Below are 21,796 nucleotides of genomic sequence, written 5' to 3'. Positions count from 1 at the left end.
AGCCTACCCCTTGCCCCGCATCCGTCAGTCTCTTCCCTTCTCGGGGCGTCGTTCGCGACGCCCCTTTTTTTGCCCTCAGTTGATCTGCCGCTCGCGGCCTTCCCAGTAGGGCGCGCGCAATTCGCGGCGCAGGATCTTGCCCGAGGCGTTGCGGGGCAGCGCCGCCACGAAGTCCACGCTCTTGGGAACCTTGAACCCCGCGATCCGCGTCCGGGCGAAGGCGATGATGTCGTCGGCGTCCGGCGTCACGCCCGGCTTGGCCGCGACCACCGCCTTGACCGCCTCGCCCCACTTGTCGTCCGGCACGCCGATCACCGCCACCTCGGCGACGTGCGGGTGGCCGTAGACCGCGCTCTCGACCTCGGCCGGATAGATGTTCTCGCCGCCCGAGATGATCATGTCCTTCACCCGGTCGTGGATGAACAGATAGCCGTCCTCGTCCAGGTAGCCGGCGTCGCCGGTGCGCAGCCAGCCGTCGGCGTCGATGGTCTTGGCGGTGGCCTCGTCCAGCTTCCAGTAGCCGGCCATGTTGGCCAGGGAGCGCACCGCCACCTCGCCGACCGCGCCGGTCGGGATAGGCTGGCCGGCCTCGTCGATGACCTTGATCTCGACGCCCGGCATCGGCAGGCCCGCCGCGCGCATGCGCTTATTGCCGGCCGGATCGTGGTCCTCGGGCGGCAGGTAGACCACCGTGCCCGTCGTCTCGGTCATGCCGTACTGCTGGACGAAGCCGCAGCCGAATACCTCCATGCACTCGCGCAGCAGATCGAGCGGGATGGGCGCGGCGCCGTACAGGATGTGGGTCATCCGCGAATAGTCGACCTCGCGGGCGCGCGGCTGGCGCACGACGATCTGCAGGGCCGCCGGCACCATGAACATCTTCGAGACGTGGTCCTTCTCGATATAGTCCAGCACCTTGAACGGATCGAACTCGCGCGCCACCACGCCCTTGGCGCCGTTCAGCAGGCCCACCAGCCCCCAGCCGGTGCCGCCGATATGGGCCACCGGCATGGCCACCAGGCTGACGTCGTCCGGCCCCCACTGGTTCCAGTCCAGCGGGTCCTTGGCGGCCGCGCGGCGCATGGCCAGCAGGTTGTCGTGGGTCAGCATCGCGCCCTTGGGCCGCCCCGTGGTGCCCGAAGTGTAGAGCTGGATGGCGATGCCGGAGGTCTCGATCGGCTTGTGGGGGTCGGTGTCGGGCTGAGCGTCGCGCCAGGCGGTGAAGGTGACGTGCTCGCCCGCGCCTTCCGCCTCCATGCCCACGACCACCGGACGGTGGGTCAGCTCGGCCGCCACCGCCTCGACATGGCCGATCAGCTCGGGGCCGACGAAGACCATCTTGGCCTCGCTGTCGGCGACGATGTAGGCGATCTCGGCCGCCGCCAGGCGCCAGCCGATCGGCGTGGTCACCACCCCGGCCTTGGCGGCCCCGATCAGCAGCTCGAAATAGTGGTCGCTGTTCTTGCCGACATAGGCGATGCGGTCGCCGGTCGACAGGCCCGCGGCGATCAGGGCGTTGGCCACCTGGTTCGTATGCCGGTCGAAGGCGGCGAAGCTGCTGTCGCGCCCCTCGAAGCTGAAGGCCGTCGCCTCGGGCCGCGCCTCCGCGTGATAGCGGGCGACATCGCCCAGGGTCTGCATGCGGTCGAAATCGATCGCCTCGGCCATCGCGCCTGACTCCCTCTGTCTCCGCTCTGTTGGCGGGTCTCAAACGGATGTTGGGCCAGGGTTACGGTCGCGGCAAGCTGTCCGTAACGATAGGGTCAGCGCCAGGCGCGGACGCCGACCACCACCGCCGTGCTCCCGGCCCGCTCGCCGGCGACGACCGCAGGTCCGAACGCTCGCTCGCGCACGAGGCCGACATAGGGCGCGAACTCGCGGGTGATCTCGTAGCGCAGGCGCAGGCCGCCCTCGAGCCTGGCCCAGCCGGCTTCGGCGACATCGGCCTCGACGCGCGGTTGAAGGATCAGCTTCTGGGTCAGGCGCAGATCGTAGGAGGCCTCCGTGCGCGCGGACACCTTGCCCTGGTCGGAGAGATAGGCCGTGCCCTGGAGCTCGAACCAATAGGGCGAGAGACCTTCGAAGCCGACCGCCGCGTAGCTCCGGCCTTTCGGCGCGAGGTCGTAGCGAACGCCGGCCTGAAGATCGAAATAGGGTCCGACCGGCCAGGCCTTCAGAACCTCGGCCTCGCCCTTCTCCCAGCCCTCGCCGTCGGTGCGCTCGCCACGCCCCTTGACGACCCACTTGGACGCGTCCTTGCCCCACCAGGCCTCGCCCTCGAACGCCTGGCCGTCGGCGCCGTCGCGCGAGCGGTATTCCAGGGTGTCGGCGCGGACGGTCCACACCGTCATGCCGCCGTGTTCCTTCATCAGCTGGGCGCGGGCGGCGGCCATGGCCTCAGGCGTGTAGAGGCGCTCGGCGGCGTGGTCCGTCGGGGCGACCGGCGCGGGTTGCTCGATCGCCGGCGGCGGCGTGTGGTGCTCGTGCTGGATCATCATGCGAGCGGCCGCACGGTCACGACGTTGAACATCCCCGCATGCATGTGCAGCAGCAGGTGGCAGTGGAAGGCCCAGTCGCCAGGCTCGCTGGCCGTGAGGTCGAAGGCGACCTTGCCGCCCGGTGCGACATTGACCGTGTGCTTCAGCGGCTGGTTCGTCTGGCCGTTGACCAGCTCGAAAAAGTGGCCGTGCAGGTGGATCGGGTGGGCCATCATGGTGTCGTTGATCAAGGTCACCCGCACCCGTTCGCCCCGCTGGAAGGCGATCGGCTTCTTGATCGGCCCGAACGCCTCGCCATCGAACGCCCACATGAAACGCTCCATGTTGCCGGTCAGATGGATCTCCATCTCTCGGCCCGGCGGCCGCGCATCGGTCGGCGGATATGGGTTGGCGAGGTCGGCGTAGCGCAGCACCTTGTGGCCGGCGTCCTCCAGCCCCTGGGGCGGCTGGCCCATGCGATCCATCGGCATCGGCGCGATGGTCTGGACGCCCGGCGTCAGCGGCACGTTCGGCGCGTTGGCCTGGGACCGCATCGACATGTCCATGCCCGGCATGTCCATCCCGTGATGCATGTTCCCCATGCCCATGTCCTTCATCGTCGCCAGCGGCCGCTTGCGCAGCGGCGGCACGTGCGCGGACATCCCCAAGCGCGGCGCCAGGGTGGCGCGGGCCATCCCCGACCGGTCCGAGGCCTCGGCGACCAGGGTGAAGGCCTTGTCCTCGGTGGGCCGGACGATGACGTCGAAGGTCTCGGCCGGGGCGATCTGGAACTCCTCGACGCCGACCGGCGCGACCGGCTGGCCGTCGGTCGCCACGACCTCCAGGCCAAGGCCCGGGATGCGGACGTTGAAGATGGTCATGGCCGCGGAATTGATGAAGCGCAGCCGCACCCGCTCGCCCGGTGAAAACAGGCCCGTCCAGTTGTCGCCGGGCCCGTGGCCGTTGACGAGGTAGGTGTAGACCGAGCCCGTGACGTCGGCGATGTCGGTTGGGTCCATCCGCATCTTGGCCCAGTCGACGCGGTCCTTCAGCGACTGGTCCTGGCCCTTCAGCAGGCCCTGCACGGTCTGCTTTTGCATGTTGAAGTGGCCGGCATTGACCTTCAGCTTCCGGAACAGCTCGTGCGGATGCCGGAAGCTCCAGTCCGACAGCACCACCACATGCTCGCGGTCATAGGCGATCGGGTCCTCACCGGCCGGGTCGATGATCATCGGGCCGTAGTGGCCGATCTGCTCCTGCAGGCCCGAATGGCTGTGCCACCAATAGGTGCCCGCCTGCCGGACCGGGAACTCGTAGGTGAAGGTCTCGCCCGGCTTGATGCCCGGGAAGCTGACGCCCGGCACCCCGTCCATCTGGAACGGCACCAGCAGGCCATGCCAGTGGATGGAAGTGTCCTCATCGAGGTTGTTGGTCACCGACAGGCGGACGTTTTGCCCTTCCTTCAACCGGATCAGCGGACCGGGGATCGTGCCGTTGACGACATTGGCGTGGCCGGCGCGGCCGTCGATCTTCGCCATGGTGTGGCCGACGGTGAGCTTGATCTCTTCGCCGGAGAGCGCCGCCGGCGACCGCGTCCCTTCGCTGGCCAGCGCCCATTCGGGCAGCAGGCCGGCCGCGCCAAGTCCGAGAGCGCCGCGCAGCAGGGTCCGTCGATCGATCATCCGCGTTCCGTATTCCAACCTTCAGCGCACTTGGGTATCACCCGACGCATGTCCAAGAGCACCCCCGCCACGATCGCATTGACCAAGGCCGGCGTCGCGTTCGACCTGCATACGTACGACTACGACCCCGGCTCGGAACGCGTCGGCCTGCAGGCCGCCGAGGCCCTGGGCGAGGACCCCGGCCGCGTGCTCAAGACCCTGGTGGTGATGCTGGACGGCAAGCCCGCCTGCGCCATCCTGCCCTCGGACAAGGAGGTCAGCATGAAGAAGCTGGCCGCCGCCCTGAAGGGCAAGTCGGCCGCAATGGCCCCCGTCCCCGACGCCGAACGCATCACCGGCTACAAGGTCGGCGGCGTCAGCCCCTTCGGCCAGAAGAAGCGCCTGCCGACGGTGATGGAGGAAGCCGCCTTGGCCGAGCCCTACGTCTTCCTCAACGGCGGCCAGCGCGGCCTGCAGGTGAAGCTGGCCCCGGCCGATGCCGTAAAGGCCCTGGGCGCGGTGACGGCGGCGATCGTGGCGGACTAGACGGCCCACGCCATTCTGCCTATAAGCCGCGCCTCCTGGCCCGGTTGGGTAGCTCAGATGGTTAGAGCGGTGGATTCATAACCCACAGGTCGGCGGTTCGATCCCGCCTCCAACCACCAGGATTTGACCGGCTTCCGGGCCGGCGCTCTACTCCCGACATGACCGACAAGACCTTCAAAGGCGGCTGCCTGTGCGGCGCTCTGCGCTGGGAGACTGATCGTGCGCCGGACTATATGGGCGTGTGTTGCTGCGCTGATTGCCGGAAGGCGTCGGGCGGCGGGTTCATCCCGTTCATGGGCTTTGCGGCCGCGGCCCTGACGATCAGCGGCCCGGCGCGTCAGTACCGCAGCCGGGCCTTCCGAGGGGGCGAGGCCACCCGCAATTCGTGCCCCACCTGCGGGGGCCTCGTCTTCGGCGGCGAGCATGGGCTGAGCGACAGCCACACGATCTACGCCGGAAGCCTGGACGACCCGAACCTGTTCAAGCCGTCCATCGCCCTCTTCAACCGCGACCGTCCGGACTGGGTGATCCTGCCGGACGGTCTGACGGTCTTCGAGACGATGCCGGACTAGCCGAACACGCCCGCGTCGTGGTGGTCGGTCGGCTGGGCGACCAGGGCCACCGCCTCGACCGGCGCCTTGGCGGCGACCAGGGCGCCGCCATAGGTGGCCTTACCGTCATAGGCGTTGGTCAGGAAGGTCTTGGTCGACTCGGCATAGGCGCCGACGCCCGCGTTCATGCCGGCGTACATGATGAAACCGGCGACCGCGGCCTTGGCCCCCAGCGCGTCGTGGCCATAGGCGGTGAAGTAGCTCTGCTGCGAGACCAGGTAGTCGACCGCCGCATTGACGTTGATCCCCGCCGCCGTGGCCTTGGTGTTGCCGATGATCGCGTCATAGGCCTTCACCACCGCGTCGCGGAACGACAGGCCGTCGTAGGCCGTCTTGAACGACGCCGCGCCCGTGCCGCTCATGGCCTGATTGACCGCGAACTCGATATATTTGTTGCCGGTGTTGTAGATGGCGTAGGCGTAGTCGGTCAGGTCGCTGGTGTTGGTGGCGCTGTCGATCAGGTCGTTCAGCGCCGTCTGGGTCGGCGTCTTGCCGGTGAAGAAGTTCATCGCCTGCAGCGCCAGGGCCGAGGTGTCGATCGAGTAGCCGACCAGCTTGTCGATGAAGACGGTCTTGGTGATCTTGTTGGCGATGACGTCGGCCTGCAGCTTGGCCAGCTCGTTCATCTCGGCATAGAAGGCGTTCAGCACCTTCTCGCCGTTCGGGCCGGTCAGATATTCCGACAGCGCCTTGGACGAGGTGGCCGAGATGCCGGCCAGGGCCTTGTAGGCGTCCTTGATCTGGGCGTCGGTCAGGTGGATCGGATCGGTCACCGTCCCGCCGCCCGTGCCCCCGCCCGTCCCCGTGCCGAAGGCCACGCTGAGCGGGGTATCCAGCGGATACTTGGTCAGGGCCTCCTTCAGGGTCTGGACGCCGATATTGATCAGGGCCGGATTGGCCTCGACCAGGGCCAGGGCCGCGTCGACATCGGGCGTCAGCACGCCGAAGCTCTTCAGCAGCGGCCGCAGGTCGACGAACTTGAAGCTGGCCTGGATGATGCCGCTGTCGACCAGCTGGATCAGGAATTGGAAGTCGCGGAGTGTCGGTTCGGCCATGACGGGATCCCTCGGGACCCTCGCCGCACCACGCGCCACCCTCGGTCCCCGAACGCCGTTCTACGGCGACGACGCCCGGGGCCGACATCCCCCGAACAGGGGGTAGCCAGGGGGTCCTAGCCGCCGGGCAGGGTGCCGGGGCGGATATAGGCGAACATGTGCGGCACCCAGTCGGGCTTGCCGAGCGGGACGCCCTGGTTACGCAGGATCGCGTAGGCGGCCATCAGGTGGAAGTAGAGCTGCGGCAGGCTCCAGTCGCGGACGAATTGCTCGCCGGTCAGGTCGAAGACGATGCCGTTGGGCATCTTCATCTCGATGGTCTTGCCAGCCACGCCTTCGAACGCCGAGGCCGGAACCGCCTCGATCCGCGCCACGGCGTCGGCCAGCTGGGCCTTCAGGCCGGCGAAGTCGGTCGCGTCCTCGGCAGGGGCGAACGAGTCGGCGCCGGTCAGATGGCGCAGCAGGTCGCTGGCCTGGTTGCAGACGAAGCGGACCTGGGTCGCCAGCGGGAACATGTCCGCCGCCAGCCGCGCGCCCAGAAGGTCGCCGCCGTGGGCCTCGGCCTTGGTCAGCTGACCGCTGAGGCCCTTCAGCATCTGGGCGTAGGTCGGGATGGCGAGAGCGTGCAGGTCCATGGGCGTTCCTTATCGGTCTAGAGTCGCGCCACGACCCTAAAGCGTTCGCAGCACAGGTCCATGTCGTCGGCGAACCCGCCGTTGCGCTCGAAATAGGCTTGATGCGCCTCGCGCCACCAGGCCAGGGACAGGTCCCCCTCGCCCTCGTCGCGCGCCAAGGCCGCGTCGACATCGCAGAAGCGGCGGAGGGTCAGCTCGACGGTCTCGATCACCGCCCGGGGCTCACCGGCGCTGTCGCAGACGACCATCTGCTTGCCGACCGTGGTCAGCGCGCCATCGCGGGCGGCCCAGCACGTCGCGGTCTTCTGGCCGGACAGCACGAGCGCCAGCAGTTCGTCGGCCAACTCGGCGCTGTCGCCGAAGCTGAAGCGCTCCAGACCTTGGATATCCATCTTCAAGCTCCCGGGCCGAACCGCGCCACCAGGTCGTAAGCTTCGCCTGGAAACACCTGCCGTACCCTAGTGACGTGCTGCCCCTCGCGCCAAGTCCTGCGATCGACCACCAGGCAGGCCGTACCCTCGTCGAGGGCCAGCAGGCGGGCGTCCTCGGCGTCGGCGTTGATGGCGCTGATGCGGCTCTCGGCCTCGGTCCAGGCGACGTGTTCCAGCAGCCAGGCGCCGGGCGGGACCTGGGCAAAGTCGGCGGTCGCGATCTCGGGGGCGGCCTTCAGGGCGACGAGGCGGCGCTCCAGAGCGAAGGGCCGGCCGCCAGCGTCGTGGACGCCGTCCAGCTCCAGCAGCTTGCCGCCCGCCGCCAGTTCGATCTCGTCCTCACCGTCGGCGTCACGTACTACGCGCGACAGCAGGCGGAAGGCGTAGGTCTCACCGCGCGCGACGATCTCGGACTGGATGTCGGGGATGTTCAGCACCGGCGCATGGACGCGGGGCCGGGCCACGAACGAGCCGGCGCGCTTGCGGCGCACGATCAGCCCGGCCTCGACCAGGGCGGTCATGGCCTTGTTCACGGTCATCCGCGAGCAGCCGTACTGGGCCATCAGCTCGGCCTCGGTCGGGGCGCGATGGCCGGGGGCCCAGGCGCCGGAACGGATCTGGGCCTCGATCTCCGAGCGGATGCGCTGGTGCAGCGGACCGGTCACGCCAGCAGGGCCTTCAGGGTCTGGACGTAGCGGGCGGTGATCGCCTCGCGCGCATGGTGGCGACCGCCCGACACCAGCTGCTTGCCGTGCCGCCAGACGGTGTCGATGCCGCCGCCGGCGAAGACCAGGCTGTCGATCAGGGTGTCGCCCGAGCGGCCGACGATGTTCGGATGGCTGGCATCGAGCGTGATGAAGTCGGCCGCCGCGCCGCGACGCAAGCCGCCTCGACCCACGCCCAGGGCCTGACTACCGCCGGTCACCGCCGCGCGCCACAGGTCGCCGCCGGTCGAGCGGCGCGGACCGCCCGCCAGCACGTTGCGCGTCCGGCGGGTCAGGCGCTGGGCGTACTCCATCGTCCGCAGCTCCTGGGCGGCGTCGATGACGATGTTGGAGTCGGTGCCGATCCCAAAAGCTCCGCCGGCCGCCAGATGGTCCGGGGTCGGGAAGATCCCGTCGCCGAGATTGGCTTCCGTCACCGGGCACAGGCCGGCGATCGCGCCGCTCTTGGCCAGGCGCTCGGTCTCGGTGGCGTTGATGTGGGTGGCGTGGATCAGGCACCACTGCTTGTTCACGTCGGTGTGGTTCATCAGCCAACGGACGGGACGCGCGCCGGTGGCGGCCAGGCAGTCGTCGACCTCCTTGGTCTGCTCGGCCACGTGCATGTGGATCGGCCCACCGGCGGCCAGCGGGATGATGGCGTCCAGTTCCTCGGCCGTGACCGCGCGCAGGCTGTGGGGCGCGATCCCGACCACCGCCTCGGGCAGCGGCGAGACGATCTCGCGGCAGGCCTCGACCAGCCGGGCGAAGCCGTCGACGTCGTGGATGAAGCGCTTCTGGCCATCCGTGGGCGGCAGGCCGCCGAAGTTCGAGTGCGCGTAGAACACCGGCAGCAGGGTCAGGCCGATGCCGGTCTCTTCCGCCGCCGCCGCCATCCGCGCGGCCATCTCGGCCGGGTTGTCGTAGAAGCCGCCGTCGGGCGCATGGTGCAGGTAGTGGAACTCGCCCACCCGCGTGAAGCCGCCCTCCAGCATCTCGACCTGGCCCATGGCGGCGATGGCCTGGGCCATGTCGGGGTCCAGCCGCTCCAGGAAGCGGTACATGACCTCGCGCCAGGTCCAGAAGTTGTCGCCGGTCTCGCCCCGCGTTTCGGCCAGGCCCGCCATGGCGCGCTGGAAGGCATGGCTGTGGACGTTGCCCAGGCCCGGCAAGGCGGGGCCAAGGCGCTGGGCGTCACCGGCTGAGGTGTCCGTGTCGATGCGGGCGATGCGGCCGTCGGTGATCGTGAACTTGACGCCCCGCGCCCAGCCGTCGGCGAGCAACGCGCTCTCGCACCAGACGGTCGTGGAAGACTCGGAATTGTGCGCGTCGGTCACTGGACAAGCCTCATCGTTCGCAAATATGTCTATACATATTGAAGCCGACGGCAAGGGAGAGACACATGCAGTGCGACACCCTGTGGACAACTTGCCGCCTGGCCACCCTCGACCCTGCGCGTGAGGGTCTTGGGATCGTCGAAGACGGCGTGATCGCCGCCCGCGACGGCCGCATCGTCTATGCTGGTTCGGCCGATGATGCGCCTGCCTTCGAAGCCGCCGAGACGATCGACTGCGAAGGCCGCTGGATCACCCCGGGCCTGGTCGATCCGCACACCCACCTGGTCTTCGCCGGCGACCGCGCCCACGAGTTCGAGCTGCGGCTGGCCGGCGCCTCCTACGAGGAGATCGCCCGGGCCGGAGGCGGCATCGTCTCGACCATGCGGGCGACCCGCGCGGCCACCGAAGAGGAGCTTGTCGCCGCCGCCCTGCCCCGTCTCGACGCGTTGATCGCCGAGGGTATCACCACGGTCGAGATCAAGTCCGGCTACGGCCTCTCCCTGGACGACGAGATCAAGAGCCTGCGCGCCGCCCGCACCCTGGCCGACATCCGCCGCGTCGGGGTCAGCACGACCTTCCTGGGCGCCCACGCCCTGCCGCCGGAATATCGCGACGACAAGGACGGCTACATCACGCTCGTCTGCGAGAAGATGATCCCCGCCATCGCCGCGCGCGGCCTGGCCGACGCCGTCGACGGCTTCTGCGAGGGCATCGGCTTCTCGCCCGACCAGATCCGCCGCGTGTTCGATGCGGCCAAGGCCCACGGCCTGCCCGTCAAGCTGCATGCCGAGCAGCTGTCGAACCTGAGCGGCGCCGCCCTGGCCGCCGAATATGGCGCGCTGTCGGCCGACCACCTGGAGCACCTCGACGAGGCCGGGATCGCGGCGATGGCGCAGGCGGGCACGGTCGCGACCCTGCTGCCCGGCGCCTACTACTTCACCCGCGAGCACAAGGCCCCGCCGATCGCGGCCCTGCGCGAAGCGGGCGTGCCGATGGCCCTGGCCTCCGACTGCAATCCTGGCACCTCGCCCCTGACCTCGCCGCTGCTGGTCATGAACATGGCCGCCACGCTCTTCCGGATGACCGTCGAGGAGTGCCTGGCCGGCGTCACGCGCGAGGCCGCGCGGGCGCTGGGGCTGCTGCACGACCGCGGGACGCTGGAGGCCGGCAAGGCCTGCGACCTCGCGATCTGGGACGTCGAGCGTCCCGCCGAACTTGTCTATCGCATGGGCTTCAACCCGCTCCATGCGCGCGTGTGGAGAGGCCAGTGACCAAGCTTGTTCTGAACCCCGGCGACGTGCCGCTGGCCGACTGGAAGGCGATCTATCGCGGCGCGACGGCGACCCTGGCCGAGACCGCCTGGCCGGTGATCGCCGAAAGCGCGGCGGCGGTCGAACGCATCCTGGCCAAGGGCGAGCCGGTCTACGGTATCAACACGGGCTTCGGGAAACTGGCCAGTGTCCGCATCGGCGACGAAGACCTGGAGACCCTGCAGCGCAACATCGTCCTCTCCCACGCCGCCGGCGTCGGCGAGCCCTCGCCCGTTCCGGTCATCCGCCTGATGATGGCCCTGAAGCTGGCCAGTCTGGCGCAGGGCGCCTCGGGCGTGCGGGTCGAGACCGTGCGGATGCTGGAGGAAATGCTGCGTCAGGACCTGATCCCGGTCATCCCGTGCCAAGGCTCGGTCGGGGCCTCGGGCGACCTGGCCCCGCTGTCGCACATGGCCGCGACCATGATCGGGGTCGGCGAGATCTTCGTTGACGGCGAGCGCAAGCCGGCCGCCAAGGCGCTGAAGAAGGCCGGGCTGGAGCCCCTGACGCTGGGCCCCAAGGAAGGCCTCGCTCTGCTCAACGGCACCCAGTTCTCGACCGCCAACGCCCTGGCCGGCCTGTTCGAGGCCGAGCTCTTGTTCCAGTCGGCCCTGGTCACCGGCGCGCTCTCCACCGAAGCCGCCAAGGGCTCGGACACACCGTTCGACCCGCGCATCCACGCCCTGCGCCGCCATGCCGGCCAGATCGAGACCGCCGCCGCCCTGCGCGACCTGATGGCGACCTCGGAAATCCGCGCCTCGCACCTGAGGGAGGACGAGCGTGTCCAGGACCCCTACTGCCTGCGCTGCCAGCCGCAGGTGATGGGCGCGGCGCTGGACGTGCTGCGCCAGGCGGCGACCACCCTGGCGACCGAGGCCAACGGCGTCTCGGACAACCCCCTTATCTTCCCGGAAGCCGATGAGGCGCTGTCAGGCGGCAACTTCCACGCCGAGCCGGTGGCCTTCGCCGCCGACATGATCGCCCTGGCCGTCTGCGAGATCGGCTCGATCGCCGAGCGCCGCATCGCCATGCTGGTCGACCCGGCCCTCTCCGGTTTGCCGGCGTTCCTGACGCCCAAGCCGGGCCTGAACTCCGGCTTCATGATCCCGCAGGTCACGGCCGCCGCCCTGGTCTCGGAGAACAAGCAGAAGGCCTATCCGGCCAGCGTCGACTCGATCCCCACCTCGGCCAACCAGGAAGACCACGTCTCGATGGCCGCCCACGGCGCGCGCCGCCTGATGGGCATGGTCGAGAACGCCACGGCGGTGCTGGGCATCGAACTGCTGGCGGCCGCGCAGGGTTGTGACTTCCACGCGCCGCTGCGGTCGAGCAAGGCCTTGGAAGCGGTGCGCAAGCTGACCCGCGCCGAGGTCCCGCACCTGGACGACGACCGCCACTTCCACCCGGACATGGAGGCGGCGAACGTGCTGGTGCGGAGTGGCGCGGTGATCGAAGCGGCGGGTGTGTTGCCGGGGGTTTGTCGGTGAGAGAGGGATTCGAACCCTCGATAGAGATTACCCGTGGCGACGCCCCGCTGATCGTCAGCCAGCCACACACCGGAACCGAAATCCCGCCGGAGATCGAGGCTCAGCTCGCCTCCCCGTGGCTGGCCCGCAAAGACGCGGACTGGTGGGTGGATCGCCTCTACGCCTTCGCCGAGGGGATGGGGGCGACGCTCGTCCGGACGGCGATCTCGCGCACCGTCATCGACGTCAATCGCGACCCGTCGGGCGCTTCGCTCTATCCGGGCCAGGCGACCACCGAGCTTTGCCCCACCACCACCTTCGACGGCGAGGCCCTGTACCGCGACGACGAGCCTAACGCCGCCGAGATCGACCGGCGGCGGTCGCTGTACTTCGAGCCCTACCACGCCGCCCTGCGCGCCGAGATCGATCGCCTGCGCGCGATCCATCCGACCGTGGTGCTGTACGAGGCCCACTCGATCCGCTCGCGGGTCCCGCGCCTGTTCGACGGCGAGCTGCCGCAGTTCAATCTCGGGACCAACAGCGGCGCGTCCTGCGCCGACGCCCTGACCACTGCCGTCGAGGCCGCCTGCGACGCCTCGGGGCGTTCGCGGGTGACCAACGGCCGCTTCAAGGGCGGTTGGACCACGCGCCACTACGGCCAGCCCACCGCGGGCGTCCACGCCATCCAGATGGAGCTGGCCTGCCGGGGCTACATGGACGACCCGGCCGAAGCGCCCACCGAAGACACCTGGCCCACGCCCTTCCACGCCGACCGCGCCGAGCCTCTGCGCCTGGTGCTCGAAGACGTCCTTTCCGCCTGCCTCCAGTTCGCGAGACCCGCATGACCCGCCGCGACAACACCCGCGTCATCCGCCCCGCCACCGGGACCGAGCTTTCCGCCAAGTCGTGGCTGACCGAAGCCCCGCTGCGGATGCTAATGAACAACCTGCACCCCGACGTCGCCGAGCGGCCCGAGGAGCTGGTCGTCTACGGCGGCATCGGCCGCGCGGCGCGCGACTGGGAGAGCTTCGACAAGATCGTCGAGACCCTGCGCCGGCTCGAGGACGACGAGACGCTGCTGGTGCAGTCCGGCAAGCCCGTCGGCGTGTTCCGCACCCACGCCGACGCGCCGCGCGTGCTGATCGCCAACTCCAACCTGGTCCCCCGCTGGGCCAACTGGGAGCACTTTAACGAGCTCGATAAGAAGGGCCTGGCCATGTACGGCCAGATGACCGCCGGCTCGTGGATCTATATCGGCGCCCAGGGCATCGTGCAGGGCACCTACGAGACCTTCGTCGAGATGGGCCGCCAGCACTATGCGGGCGACCTGTCGGGCAAGTGGCTGCTGACCGCGGGCCTGGGCGGCATGGGCGGGGCCCAGCCGCTGGCGGCGGTGATGGCCGGGGCCTCGTGCCTGGCCATCGAGTGTCAGCCCTCGCGGATCGAGATGCGCCTGCGCACCGGCTATCTCGACAAGTCCACCGACAGCGTCGACGAGGCCCTGGCCTGGATCGAGGAAGCCAACGCCGCCAAGACCCCGATCTCGGTCGGCCTGCTGGGCAACGCCGCCGAGCTGCTGCCGGAACTGTTCAAGCGCGGCGTCCGCCCCGACCTGCTGACCGACCAGACCAGCGCCCACGACCCGATCAACGGCTACCTGCCGGCCGGCTGGAGCCTGGATCAATGGGCCGACGCCAAGGAGCGCGACCCCGCCTCGGTCGACAAGGCCGCCCGCGCCTCGATGGCCGTCCACGTGCAGGCCATGCTGGACTTCCAGGCCGCCGGCGTGCCGACCGTCGACTACGGCAACAACATCCGTCAGATGGCGCTGGAGGAAGGCGTCGCCGACGCCTTCGACTTCCCCGGCTTCGTGCCGGCCTATATCCGCCCGCTGTTCTGCCGGGGGATCGGGCCGTTTCGCTGGGCGGCGCTGTCGGGCGATCCCCAGGACATCGCCAAGACCGACGCCAAGGTCAAAGAGCTGATCCCGGACAATCCACACCTGCACAACTGGCTCGACATGGCCGGGCAGAAGATCAAGTTCCAGGGCCTGCCCGCGCGTATCTGCTGGGTGGGTCTCGGCGATCGCCACCGCCTGGGCCTGGCCTTCAACGAGATGGTCGCGTCGGGTGAGCTGAAGGCCCCGATCGTCATCGGCCGCGACCACCTCGACTCAGGCTCGGTCGCCTCGCCCAACCGCGAGACCGAGGCGATGCAGGACGGTTCGGACGCGGTGTCGGACTGGCCGCTGCTGAACGCCTTGCTCAACACCGCTTCGGGCGCGACCTGGGTGTCGCTGCACCATGGCGGCGGGGTTGGCATGGGCTTCTCGCAGCACGCGGGGATGGTGATCGTGTGCGACGGCACCGAGGCGGCCGCCAAGCGCATCGCGCGGGTGCTGTGGAACGACCCGGCCAGCGGCGTCATGCGCCACGCCGACGCCGGCTACGACATCGCCCTCGACTGCGCGCGGAAGAAGGGCCTGGACCTGCCGGGGATCCTCTAAACTAAACTTGTCATCCCGGAAGCCTCGTAGAGGCTGTCCGGGACCCAGGGCCGACGCACTGCGGTCGCCCCTGGGTCCCGGCTCTCCGCTTCGCTACGGCCGGGATGACAAGAGTTGGGAAGCCTCGGCGGGGCTCTTCTTGCCCGTGTCGCGATCGACGGCGTAGTTGGCGGCCTGCATCGCCTTGACGTCGATGCTGCCGGCGAGCGGCTTGAGCGCCTCAAGAAGCCGCTGGTCCCCTGCCCGCTTCGGCGAGACCAGGATCACCGCGTCGTACGGCGGCAGCGCGCCCTTCGGATCGCCCAGCAGCACCAGGTCGTCCGCCGCGATCCGGCCGTCGCTCGAGAAGGCCGAAATGACGTCGGCCTCGCGGCTCTCCAGCGCCCGGTACATGAAGGTCGGTTGGAACTGGCGCTTGGATTTGAACTCCAGGCCGTAGGCTTTCACCACCGCCGCCCACTCCGGCCGCGAGAAGAACTCCAGGTCGCCGCCCATGGTCAGCTGAGGGGCCTTGGTCGCCAGATCGGCCAGGGTCTTGACGCCCAGCGCCTCGGCGCGGTCGCGGCGCATGGCCAGGGCGTAGGCGTTCTCGAAGCCCAGCGGGGCCAACAGCACGACGCCGTCGCGGGCCTTCAGCTCGGTGCGCAGGCCATCCAGCACCGCCTGGCGGCCGGGGTTGTCGGTGCGGTTCAGGATGTTGGCCCACAGGGTGCCGGAATAGTCGACATAGGCGTCGATCTCGCCGCTCGCGAGGGCGCGGTAGGCGATCACCGAGCCCAGGTTCACGCGGCGCTGGACGTTCGCGCCCCGGGCCTCCAGCTTGCCGGCCATCAGCTCGGCCAGGATGTACTGCTCGGAGAAGTTCTTGGCCCCGATGACGTAGGCCGGCTTGCCGTGCGACAGCGCCGCGCCGGCCAGGGGTCCCAGCGCCGCCAGCAGGCCGATCAGAAGGCCCACGCCGCCAGCCCACAGGCGCTTGGGCTCCCGCCGCGCCACGCCGCCCTCGATCAGGCCCAGAAGGCCGTCCACGATCAGCGCCAGCCCCGCCGAGGCCGCGCAGCCGACCAGCACCGCCACCCAGTCCTCGGTCTGCAGGCCGGAGAAGATGTAGTCGCCCAGCGAGGTCTGGCCGACCGGTGTGGACAAGGTCGCCGCCCCGATCGTCCAGACGGCGGCGGTACGCACGCCGGCCATGATCACCGGCGCGGCCAGGGGCAGCTCGACCCGCCACAGCCGCTGGCGGTCGGTCATGCCCACGCCCCGCGCGGCCTCGACCACGGCCGGGTCGACGCCCGACACGCCCGCCGCCGCATTCCGCAGGATCGGCAGCATCGAATAGAGGGTCAGGGCCAACAGCGACGGCAAGAAGCCCAGGGCCGGAAAGCCGTGCCCCAGGACCTTCACGGCCAGGCCGGAGAGCAGCAGCAGCACCGGATAGAACAGCGCCAGCAAGGCCAGGCTCGGGATGGTCTGCACGAGACCGGCGGCGCCTAGCGAGATCCACTTCAAGCGCGGGTTGCGGGCGGCGGCGATGCCCAGCGGCAGGGCGACGGCCAGGCCCAAGGCCAGGGCCGAGGCCGACAGCGTGACGTGCCAACCCAGGCGCTCGGGAAGGGCCGCCAGGGCGGCGGAAAGACGATCAGCCACGGGCCAGCTCCGCGAGACGTTCGGCCTGCCTGCGGGGCGCGGCGATCAGGTCGGCGACGACGGGGTCGGGATGGCCCGCGAGAAGCTCCCGAGGCGGCGCGTGGGCCCGGAGTTTGCCGCCGACCATCACCACCACCTCGTCGGCCAGCAGCAGGGCCTCGCCGACATCGTGGGTGACCATTACGGTCGTCAACCCGAGCTGCTCATGCAGCGCCCGGACATCGTCGGCCAGGGCCGCGCGGGTCACCGGATCCAGCGCCCCGAACGGCTCGTCCATCAGCAGGATCGATGGCCTAGCCGCCAGGGCTCGGGCCACGCCCACCCGCTGGCGCTGGCCGCCCGACAGCTGCGACGGCGCCCGGCCGGCGACCTCGCGCGGCAGGGCCACGAGGTCGAGCAGTTCATCGGTCCGCGCCGTGATCTCGTCGGCCGTCCAGCCCAGCAGGTCCGGCGTGACGCCGATGTTCTGGCCGACGGTCATGTGCGGGAAGAGGCCGATCTCCTGGAAGACGTAGCCGATGCCCCGCCGCAGCTCCGGACCCGGTCGCCCGGCGATGTCCGCGCCGTCGAACAGCACCCGGCCGGACGTCGGCGTCGAGAGCCCGTTCATCAGCTTCAGCAGCGTGGTCTTGCCCGCGCCCGAGCCGCCGACCAGGGCGACGAAGCGGCCCTTGGCGATGGTCAGCGAGGTCGGCGCCAGCACCGTCTGCCCGCCGTATGTCTTGCTGACCTGATCGAGGACGATGGCTTCGGTCATGCGGACTCCGGACGGCGAGAATCAACCTTCGCCCCTTCCAAGCGTTGACTCAACGAAGAGGTGCGACAAGGCGGCGCGCGACAGGTCGCCCGGTTCGCACAGGCCGAGTCAATCACGACCATGGGGTCATGGTTAAGGAGCGTCTCATGACCGTTGCGTCGCAAGCCCGTCCGTTCGATCCGCGTCCCGTCCGCCGACCTATGCGTCAGTGGCCGCTGGGCTTCGCGGTCCTGCTGGCGTCGGTGCTGAACGCCGTCGTTTGGGGCGGCCTGTTCGCCGTCGCCAAGACGTTCCTCCGCCTCTGAGTTTTGTTCAGTAAGCGTAGCGTTTCCATCTTCTCCCCTGAAGCAAACTGGGCCGCGTCCTCCCCGGACGCGGCCCTTCTTTTTGTCTGCTTACCTCTCCCCTTGCGGGAGAGGGTGGCCGCTGAAAGCGGTCGGGTGAGGGGTCGCGCCGCGTTGTTCGGATAGGGCTTTCAACCCCTCATCCGGCCCTTCGCGCCACCTTCTCCCGCAAGGGGAGAAGGAAACCTCTTAGATCGGCATCCGCATGATCTCTTGATACGCCGAGATCACCTGATCCCGCACGGCCATCACCGTTTCCAGGCTGGATTGCGCGGAGCTGATCGCGGTGACGACGTCGACCAGTTCGGCCTTTCCGGCCACCTGGTCGGTGATCTTATGCTCGGCGACCTTCGAAGCCTTGGTCGCGCCTTCCATGGCCGACTTCAGCATGTCGCCGAAGTCCATGCCCTTCTTGTCGGAGCCGCCGATCGACCCGATCGAGCCGACGCCCATCGCGCCTTGCGAAGCGTAGGCCTTGGCGGCGGCGAGCGCGGTGATCATGGCCTAACCCCTTACTTCTTCAGGATGTCGAGGGTGCGCGATTGCATAGACCGCGCGGTCTCGATCACGTTGAGGTTGGCTTCGTAGGCGCGCTGCGCCTCCTTCATGTCCAGCGCCTCGACCAGCGTGTTGACGTTGGGCAGCTTGACGTAGCCCTTGGCGTCGGCGGCCGGGTTGCCGGGTTCGTACTCGGTCTTGAACTCGCTCTGGTCCGGATCGACGCGCATCATCTGCACGCCCTCGGCGCCCTCGACCTTGGTCGGCCGGAACACCGGCACCTGACGACGGTAGGGGTCGCCGCCGGCGGTGCGCGCGGTGGAGTTGGCGTTGGCCAGGTTCTCGGCGATGACCCGCATGCGGCCCTGCTGGGCGCGGAGGGCCGACGAGGCCACGGCCATGGTCGCGAGCGAATTCGATTTGATCTCAGGCATCGGTTACGTCCTCAGCCGCCTGGCTTGCGCGCCGCCTGGCGCAGCATTTCCATGGATTTCTGGTAGAAGGTGATCGCCGCGTCGTAGTTGGTGCGCGCGTCGGTCATCTTGAGCATCTGGTCCTCGAGCGAGACGGCGTTGCCGTCCAGCGTGACTTCCGAATCGACGCCCGCCGTCGCCCGCCAGGCGCTGGGCGCATTCGTCGGGGCCATGTGGGCCGCCGAGGTCTCCATCATCTGCACGCCCGAGGTCGGCGCGGCGCGACCGCCGCGATAGACCGCGCCCGAGCCCTGGTTCATCAGCGAGGCCTGGAAGCTGTAGGCCTTCAGGTCGTGCGGGCGGTAACCGGGCGTGTCGGCGTTGGCGACATTCTGGGCGACAAGCTTCTGGCGCTCGGTCAGATAACCGAGGCGGCTCTTGAGCATGCCGAAGAGGGGAATGTCGTCCGGACCCATGGCGATCATGGTGAAGAAACAGGGTTAATTCGGCATTAAGAACCCTCAGGCACACCAGGGTCAGGCGCCGGGTTTCCCTGCGCCATGTTGTCTCGCCTGGCAGGCCATGGATCCTATCGAATTCATCCGCGCGCTCGCGGCCCTGGCGGTCACGCTGGGCCTGATCGGCCTCGCCGCCTGGGCGCTGCGCAAGTATGGCCCCGACGCCATCGGCCGCGCCATCGCCGCCCGCCAGGACCGCCGCCTGCGGATCGTCGAGAGCCTGGCGCTGGATCCCACCCGCCGCCTCGTGGTCGTCAGCCTGGACGGCGAGGAGCGCCTGGTGCTGCTGGGCGACGGCAAGCTGCTGGACTGGGTCCCGCAGCCGCGTCCGCCCGCCGAAGTCCCCGCCCCCTCCCCGGAGCCCGTGGTCTGATGTTCCGCGACCTCTTCAAGACCGTGACGGGGGCGAAGGCCGAGGACCTCCGCCGCGCCCTGGCCATCTCGGCGATCGCCGCCCTCGCCTTCGGGGTGCTGCCGTCCGCGGCGCTGGCCCAGTCGGCGGTGAACATCAACCTGGGCACGGGCGCAGGCCTGACCGACCGGGTCGTCCAGCTGGTCGGCCTGATGACGGTGCTGTCGCTGGCCCCGTCGATCGTGATCATGACCACCTCGTTCGTGCGGATCGTGGTGGTGCTGGGCCTGCTGCGCACGGCCATCGGCATCCAGCAAAGCCCGCCCAACCCGGTGATCATCAGCCTGGCGCTGTTCCTGACCGCCATCGTCATGGGCCCGACCTTCGAGAAGTCCTACGACGCCGGCATCAAGCCGCTGCTGGATCACCAGATCGAGCTGCCGGAAGCCTTCGACCAGGCCAGCGGGCCGGTGAAGCAGTTCATGCTGAAGCAGGTCGGCCGCGAGGACCTGGCCCTGTTCGTGCGCCTGTCCAAGGTCCCGGCGAACCAGAAGGCCGAGGACCTGCCGATGAAGGTGGTCACGCCGGCCTTCATGATCTCGGAACTGAAGCGCGCGTTCGAGATCGGCTTCCTGCTGTTCATCCCGTTCCTGGTCATCGACCTGGTGGTCGCCAGCGTGCTGATGAGCATGGGCATGATGATGTTGCCGCCCGCCACCATCAGCCTGCCATTCAAGTTGATCTTCTTCGTGCTAGTGGACGGCTGGCGACTCGTCGCGGGCAGCCTCGTGGAGAGCTTCCAGCGCGGCGGCGGCGGTTAGGCCTGTTTAGCTAGAAGACGTACGACATGACTGTTTTTGTCCTGGGCTCGATCAATCTGGACGCCGTGGCGCGGGTCGACGACCTGCCAAGACCCGGCGAGACCGTGGCCGGCACCTCTCTCGAACTGTTCCTGGGCGGCAAGGGCGCCAACCAGGCGGTCGCCGCCGCGCGCATGGGCGTGGCCACCCGGCTGATGGGCGCCGTCGGCGGCGACGACAGCGGCGTCAGCCTGAAGGCCAAGCTGGCCGGCTACGGCGTGCAGGTCGCCGACGTCATGGAACTGGAAGGCGTCCCCACCGGCCAGGCGCACGTCTGGGTCGCCAACAACGCCGAGAACATGATCGTCGTCACCGCCGGGGCCAACGCCATGGTCACCGCCGCGCATGTCGCCGCCACGGCGATCGAGGGGCAGCGGGTGCTGCTCTGCCAGCTGGAGACCCCAGCCACGGCGATCGAGAGCCTGTTCCGACTGGGCGCGGCCAAGGGCGCGCTGCGGGTGCTGAACGCCGCCCCGGCCCTGCCCCAGGGCGCGGCCCTGTTCCCGCTGACCGACATCCTGATCCTCAACCAGACCGAACTGGCCAGCTACGCCAAGCTCGACCGCGAGCCGTCGCGCCTGGAGGAGGTCTCGGTCGCGGCCCGCAAGCTGATGAGCCGTCCCGACCAGACGATCATCGTCACCCTGGGCTCGACCGGCGTCGCCGCCGTCCGCCGCGACGAGGCCTTTCTGGTCGAGGGCAAGAAGGTCAAGGCCATCGACACCGTCGGGGCCGGCGACTGCTTCTGCGGCAGCCTGTGCGCGGCGTTGGCTGGTGGCATGGACCTTCGCGAGGCCGTCGAGTTGGCCAATGCGGCTGCAGCGCTGTCGGTGCAAAAGGCCGGGGCGGCGCCGTCGATGCCGAGCCGGCGCGAGGTCGAGGCGTTTTTGGAGGGGTAGCGTCCCCTCTTCCCTGCTCACAAACCATCCCGTCATCCCGCGACTTGTTCGCGGGACCCATGGGTCAGCTTCCACGTGAGAGGATCATTCCGCTCCGCACCTGCGGCGGAACGACGAGTCCCGCGCATGAAGCGCGGGATGACGGCTGAAGGTTAGGCCGCCCGGATGCCCGAGAAGCCCTCAGTCGCCGCGCCGACCACGGCGTCGTAGCCGAGGATCATGTCGACGTCCTTGCCGTTGCTGGCCAGCGGCAGGCGCAGCCACAGGATCGACATGTGCGGGGCGCCGCGCCAGGCCAGGCTGTGGACGCCGACGCCGGGGCGACGCTCGTCGACCACCTTGTCCAGTTCCTTGCGCCAGTAGTCGAAGGCGTCCTTGTTGTAGACGTCGCCGATCATGCGGCCAGTGATCTCGCGGCCATAGACGCCGTAGAGGCCGGTGCCGGCCAGGCGCAGGCGGTAGTCGCGGGGCTGGTTGACGACGTCGATCAAGCTGACCGTCGGCAGCAGCCGCTTCATGCTCGTAGGATGCAGGTCGACGCGCGCAGGGAGGCTCGCCCCCCGGCGGAGGGACGCCCAGTAGGCGAACATCTCCTGGTGAGCGCGGGCCGCCGTGGCGGATGCGCTCAGTTGCGCGGACATCTTCAGAGTCCTTAACAAGCTATTGGAATCACTTCGATTCACTATCGCTTAAGGAACGAATCGGCGGCAAGTGAAAAACATGTCGCGCGACAAGATTCCCGGGGAGAGTCAATCACCAAGAAGTACGCCCG

Annotated in this window: 24 protein-coding genes, 1 tRNA gene and 1 pseudogene; 11 read left to right on the top strand and 15 right to left on the bottom strand. The window is 69.0% G+C overall.

All coding sequences use genetic code 11. The features are described 5' to 3' along the window. Window positions 1-75: 75 nt before the first annotated feature. The 3 genes from AC07NI_RS16800 to AC07NI_RS16790 form a co-directional block, all read right to left on the bottom strand. Window positions 76-1,668, bottom strand: a complete 1,593-nt coding sequence (locus tag AC07NI_RS16800; RefSeq protein WP_494621135.1) for a fatty acid--CoA ligase — start codon at window positions 1,666-1,668, stop codon at window positions 76-78. A gap of 95 nt (window positions 1,669-1,763) precedes the next feature. Continuing rightward, window positions 1,764-2,498: a copper resistance protein B gene (locus AC07NI_RS16795; RefSeq protein ID WP_494621133.1), complete on the bottom strand. Its 735-nt coding sequence runs from the start codon at window positions 2,496-2,498 to the stop codon at window positions 1,764-1,766. Then, window positions 2,495-4,159, bottom strand: coding sequence for a copper resistance system multicopper oxidase (locus tag AC07NI_RS16790; protein WP_494621131.1), 1,665 nt, complete (start codon window positions 4,157-4,159; stop codon window positions 2,495-2,497). Before AC07NI_RS16790 ends, AC07NI_RS16795 begins: the two co-directional genes overlap by 4 nt. A gap of 48 nt (window positions 4,160-4,207) precedes the next feature. Between AC07NI_RS16790 and ybaK the strand changes: the two genes are divergently transcribed. From ybaK to AC07NI_RS16775, 3 genes are all read left to right on the top strand, one after another. Next, window positions 4,208-4,684 (top strand): Cys-tRNA(Pro) deacylase, encoded by a 477-nt coding sequence (gene ybaK / locus AC07NI_RS16785; protein ID WP_494621129.1) that lies wholly within the window; start codon window positions 4,208-4,210, stop codon window positions 4,682-4,684. Window positions 4,685-4,726: 42 nt separating this feature from the next. Beyond that, a tRNA-Met gene (locus tag AC07NI_RS16780) sits at window positions 4,727-4,803 on the top strand. A gap of 39 nt (window positions 4,804-4,842) precedes the next feature. Further along, entirely contained in the window at window positions 4,843-5,256 is a 414-nt protein-coding gene (locus tag AC07NI_RS16775; protein WP_494621127.1) for a GFA family protein, read from the top strand. Here AC07NI_RS16775 and AC07NI_RS16770 read toward each other — a convergent pair. From AC07NI_RS16770 to AC07NI_RS16750, 5 genes are all read right to left on the bottom strand, one after another. Further along, window positions 5,253-6,350, bottom strand: a complete 1,098-nt coding sequence (locus tag AC07NI_RS16770) for a hypothetical protein (RefSeq protein WP_494621125.1) — start codon at window positions 6,348-6,350, stop codon at window positions 5,253-5,255. The two genes, AC07NI_RS16775 and AC07NI_RS16770, sit on opposite strands and share 4 nt — an antisense overlap. A gap of 116 nt (window positions 6,351-6,466) precedes the next feature. Continuing rightward, window positions 6,467-6,985: a DUF1993 domain-containing protein gene (locus tag AC07NI_RS16765; protein ID WP_494621123.1), complete on the bottom strand. Its 519-nt coding sequence runs from the start codon at window positions 6,983-6,985 to the stop codon at window positions 6,467-6,469. Between the two features lie 17 nt (window positions 6,986-7,002). Continuing rightward, entirely contained in the window at window positions 7,003-7,377 is a 375-nt protein-coding gene (locus AC07NI_RS16760; protein WP_494621121.1) for an ASCH domain-containing protein, read from the bottom strand. Between the two features lie 2 nt (window positions 7,378-7,379). Continuing rightward, window positions 7,380-8,081, bottom strand: coding sequence for a histidine utilization transcriptional repressor HutC (gene hutC / locus AC07NI_RS16755; protein ID WP_494621119.1), 702 nt, complete (start codon window positions 8,079-8,081; stop codon window positions 7,380-7,382). Next, entirely contained in the window at window positions 8,078-9,454 is a 1,377-nt protein-coding gene (locus tag AC07NI_RS16750) for a formimidoylglutamate deiminase (protein ID WP_494621117.1), read from the bottom strand. Before AC07NI_RS16750 ends, hutC begins: the two co-directional genes overlap by 4 nt. Window positions 9,455-9,519: 65 nt before the next feature. Between AC07NI_RS16750 and hutI the strand changes: the two genes are divergently transcribed. Genes hutI through hutU form a run of 4 tightly spaced genes read left to right on the top strand, consistent with a single transcriptional unit; the run spans window position 9,520 to window position 14,736 of the window. Next, window positions 9,520-10,725, top strand: a complete 1,206-nt coding sequence (gene hutI, locus AC07NI_RS16745) for an imidazolonepropionase (protein ID WP_494621115.1) — start codon at window positions 9,520-9,522, stop codon at window positions 10,723-10,725. Continuing rightward, window positions 10,710-12,251 (top strand): histidine ammonia-lyase, encoded by a 1,542-nt coding sequence (gene hutH, locus AC07NI_RS16740; protein ID WP_494621113.1) that lies wholly within the window; start codon window positions 10,710-10,712, stop codon window positions 12,249-12,251. Before hutI ends, hutH begins: the two co-directional genes overlap by 16 nt. 20 nt (window positions 12,252-12,271) lie before the next feature. Then, the gene (hutG, locus tag AC07NI_RS16735) at window positions 12,272-13,075 is read left to right on the top strand and encodes an N-formylglutamate deformylase (protein ID WP_494622250.1); all 804 of its coding nucleotides are present in this window, start codon (window positions 12,272-12,274) and stop codon (window positions 13,073-13,075) included. Next, the gene (gene hutU, locus AC07NI_RS16730; protein ID WP_494621111.1) at window positions 13,072-14,736 is read left to right on the top strand and encodes a urocanate hydratase; all 1,665 of its coding nucleotides are present in this window, start codon (window positions 13,072-13,074) and stop codon (window positions 14,734-14,736) included. Before hutG ends, hutU begins: the two co-directional genes overlap by 4 nt. 9 nt (window positions 14,737-14,745) lie before the next feature. Here the strand turns inward: hutU and AC07NI_RS16725 are convergent. The 3 genes and pseudogenes from AC07NI_RS16725 to AC07NI_RS16715 form a co-directional block, all read right to left on the bottom strand. Then, a pseudogene (locus tag AC07NI_RS16725) lies at window positions 14,746-14,852 on the bottom strand (hypothetical protein); the annotation flags it as partial. Then, complete coding sequence (locus AC07NI_RS16720; protein ID WP_494621109.1) at window positions 14,830-16,383, bottom strand: glycine betaine ABC transporter substrate-binding protein; 1,554 nt, start codon at window positions 16,381-16,383, stop codon at window positions 14,830-14,832. The pseudogene AC07NI_RS16725 and the gene AC07NI_RS16720, both read right to left, overlap by 23 nt. Continuing rightward, entirely contained in the window at window positions 16,376-17,140 is a 765-nt protein-coding gene (locus tag AC07NI_RS16715) for an ATP-binding cassette domain-containing protein (RefSeq protein ID WP_494621107.1), read from the bottom strand. Before AC07NI_RS16715 ends, AC07NI_RS16720 begins: the two co-directional genes overlap by 8 nt. 146 nt (window positions 17,141-17,286) lie before the next feature. On the opposite strand from AC07NI_RS16715, the gene AC07NI_RS16710 reads away from it, so the two are divergent. Beyond that, on the top strand, window positions 17,287-17,445 hold the full coding sequence (locus tag AC07NI_RS16710; protein WP_494621105.1) for a hypothetical protein: 159 nt from the start codon (window positions 17,287-17,289) through the stop codon (window positions 17,443-17,445). A gap of 228 nt (window positions 17,446-17,673) precedes the next feature. On the opposite strand, the gene fliE is transcribed toward AC07NI_RS16710, so the two are convergent. The 3 genes from fliE to flgB are packed head-to-tail and all read right to left on the bottom strand — an operon-like array spanning window position 17,674 to window position 18,871. After that, window positions 17,674-17,985, bottom strand: a complete 312-nt coding sequence (gene fliE / locus AC07NI_RS16705; protein WP_494621103.1) for a flagellar hook-basal body complex protein FliE — start codon at window positions 17,983-17,985, stop codon at window positions 17,674-17,676. Between the two features lie 11 nt (window positions 17,986-17,996). Continuing rightward, a complete protein-coding gene (gene flgC / locus AC07NI_RS16700) occupies window positions 17,997-18,416 on the bottom strand; it encodes a flagellar basal body rod protein FlgC (RefSeq protein ID WP_494621101.1) in 420 nt (139 codons plus the stop codon). An 11-nt stretch (window positions 18,417-18,427) separates the two neighbouring features. Continuing rightward, on the bottom strand, window positions 18,428-18,871 hold the full coding sequence (flgB, locus tag AC07NI_RS16695; protein WP_494622248.1) for a flagellar basal body rod protein FlgB: 444 nt from the start codon (window positions 18,869-18,871) through the stop codon (window positions 18,428-18,430). A gap of 106 nt (window positions 18,872-18,977) precedes the next feature. Between flgB and AC07NI_RS16690 the strand changes: the two genes are divergently transcribed. The 3 genes from AC07NI_RS16690 to AC07NI_RS16680 are packed head-to-tail and all read left to right on the top strand — an operon-like array spanning window position 18,978 to window position 21,024. Continuing rightward, window positions 18,978-19,286: a FliO/MopB family protein gene (locus AC07NI_RS16690; protein ID WP_494621099.1), complete on the top strand. Its 309-nt coding sequence runs from the start codon at window positions 18,978-18,980 to the stop codon at window positions 19,284-19,286. Further along, a complete protein-coding gene (gene fliP, locus AC07NI_RS16685) occupies window positions 19,286-20,086 on the top strand; it encodes a flagellar type III secretion system pore protein FliP (protein ID WP_494621097.1) in 801 nt (266 codons plus the stop codon). The genes AC07NI_RS16690 and fliP overlap by 1 nt, the downstream gene beginning before the upstream one ends. A gap of 26 nt (window positions 20,087-20,112) precedes the next feature. Then, window positions 20,113-21,024: a ribokinase gene (locus AC07NI_RS16680; RefSeq protein ID WP_494621095.1), complete on the top strand. Its 912-nt coding sequence runs from the start codon at window positions 20,113-20,115 to the stop codon at window positions 21,022-21,024. 152 nt (window positions 21,025-21,176) lie between these two features. Here the strand turns inward: AC07NI_RS16680 and mopJ are convergent, their stop codons facing one another. After that, window positions 21,177-21,671, bottom strand: a complete 495-nt coding sequence (gene mopJ / locus AC07NI_RS16675) for a motility/cell cycle regulatory protein MopJ (protein ID WP_494622246.1) — start codon at window positions 21,669-21,671, stop codon at window positions 21,177-21,179. Window positions 21,672-21,796: the final 125 nt, after the last annotated feature.

It is taken from the genome of Caulobacter sp. GW821-FHT10E02 (assembly GCF_059415225.1).
This window is presented reverse-complemented; position numbering and strand designations above follow the sequence as displayed.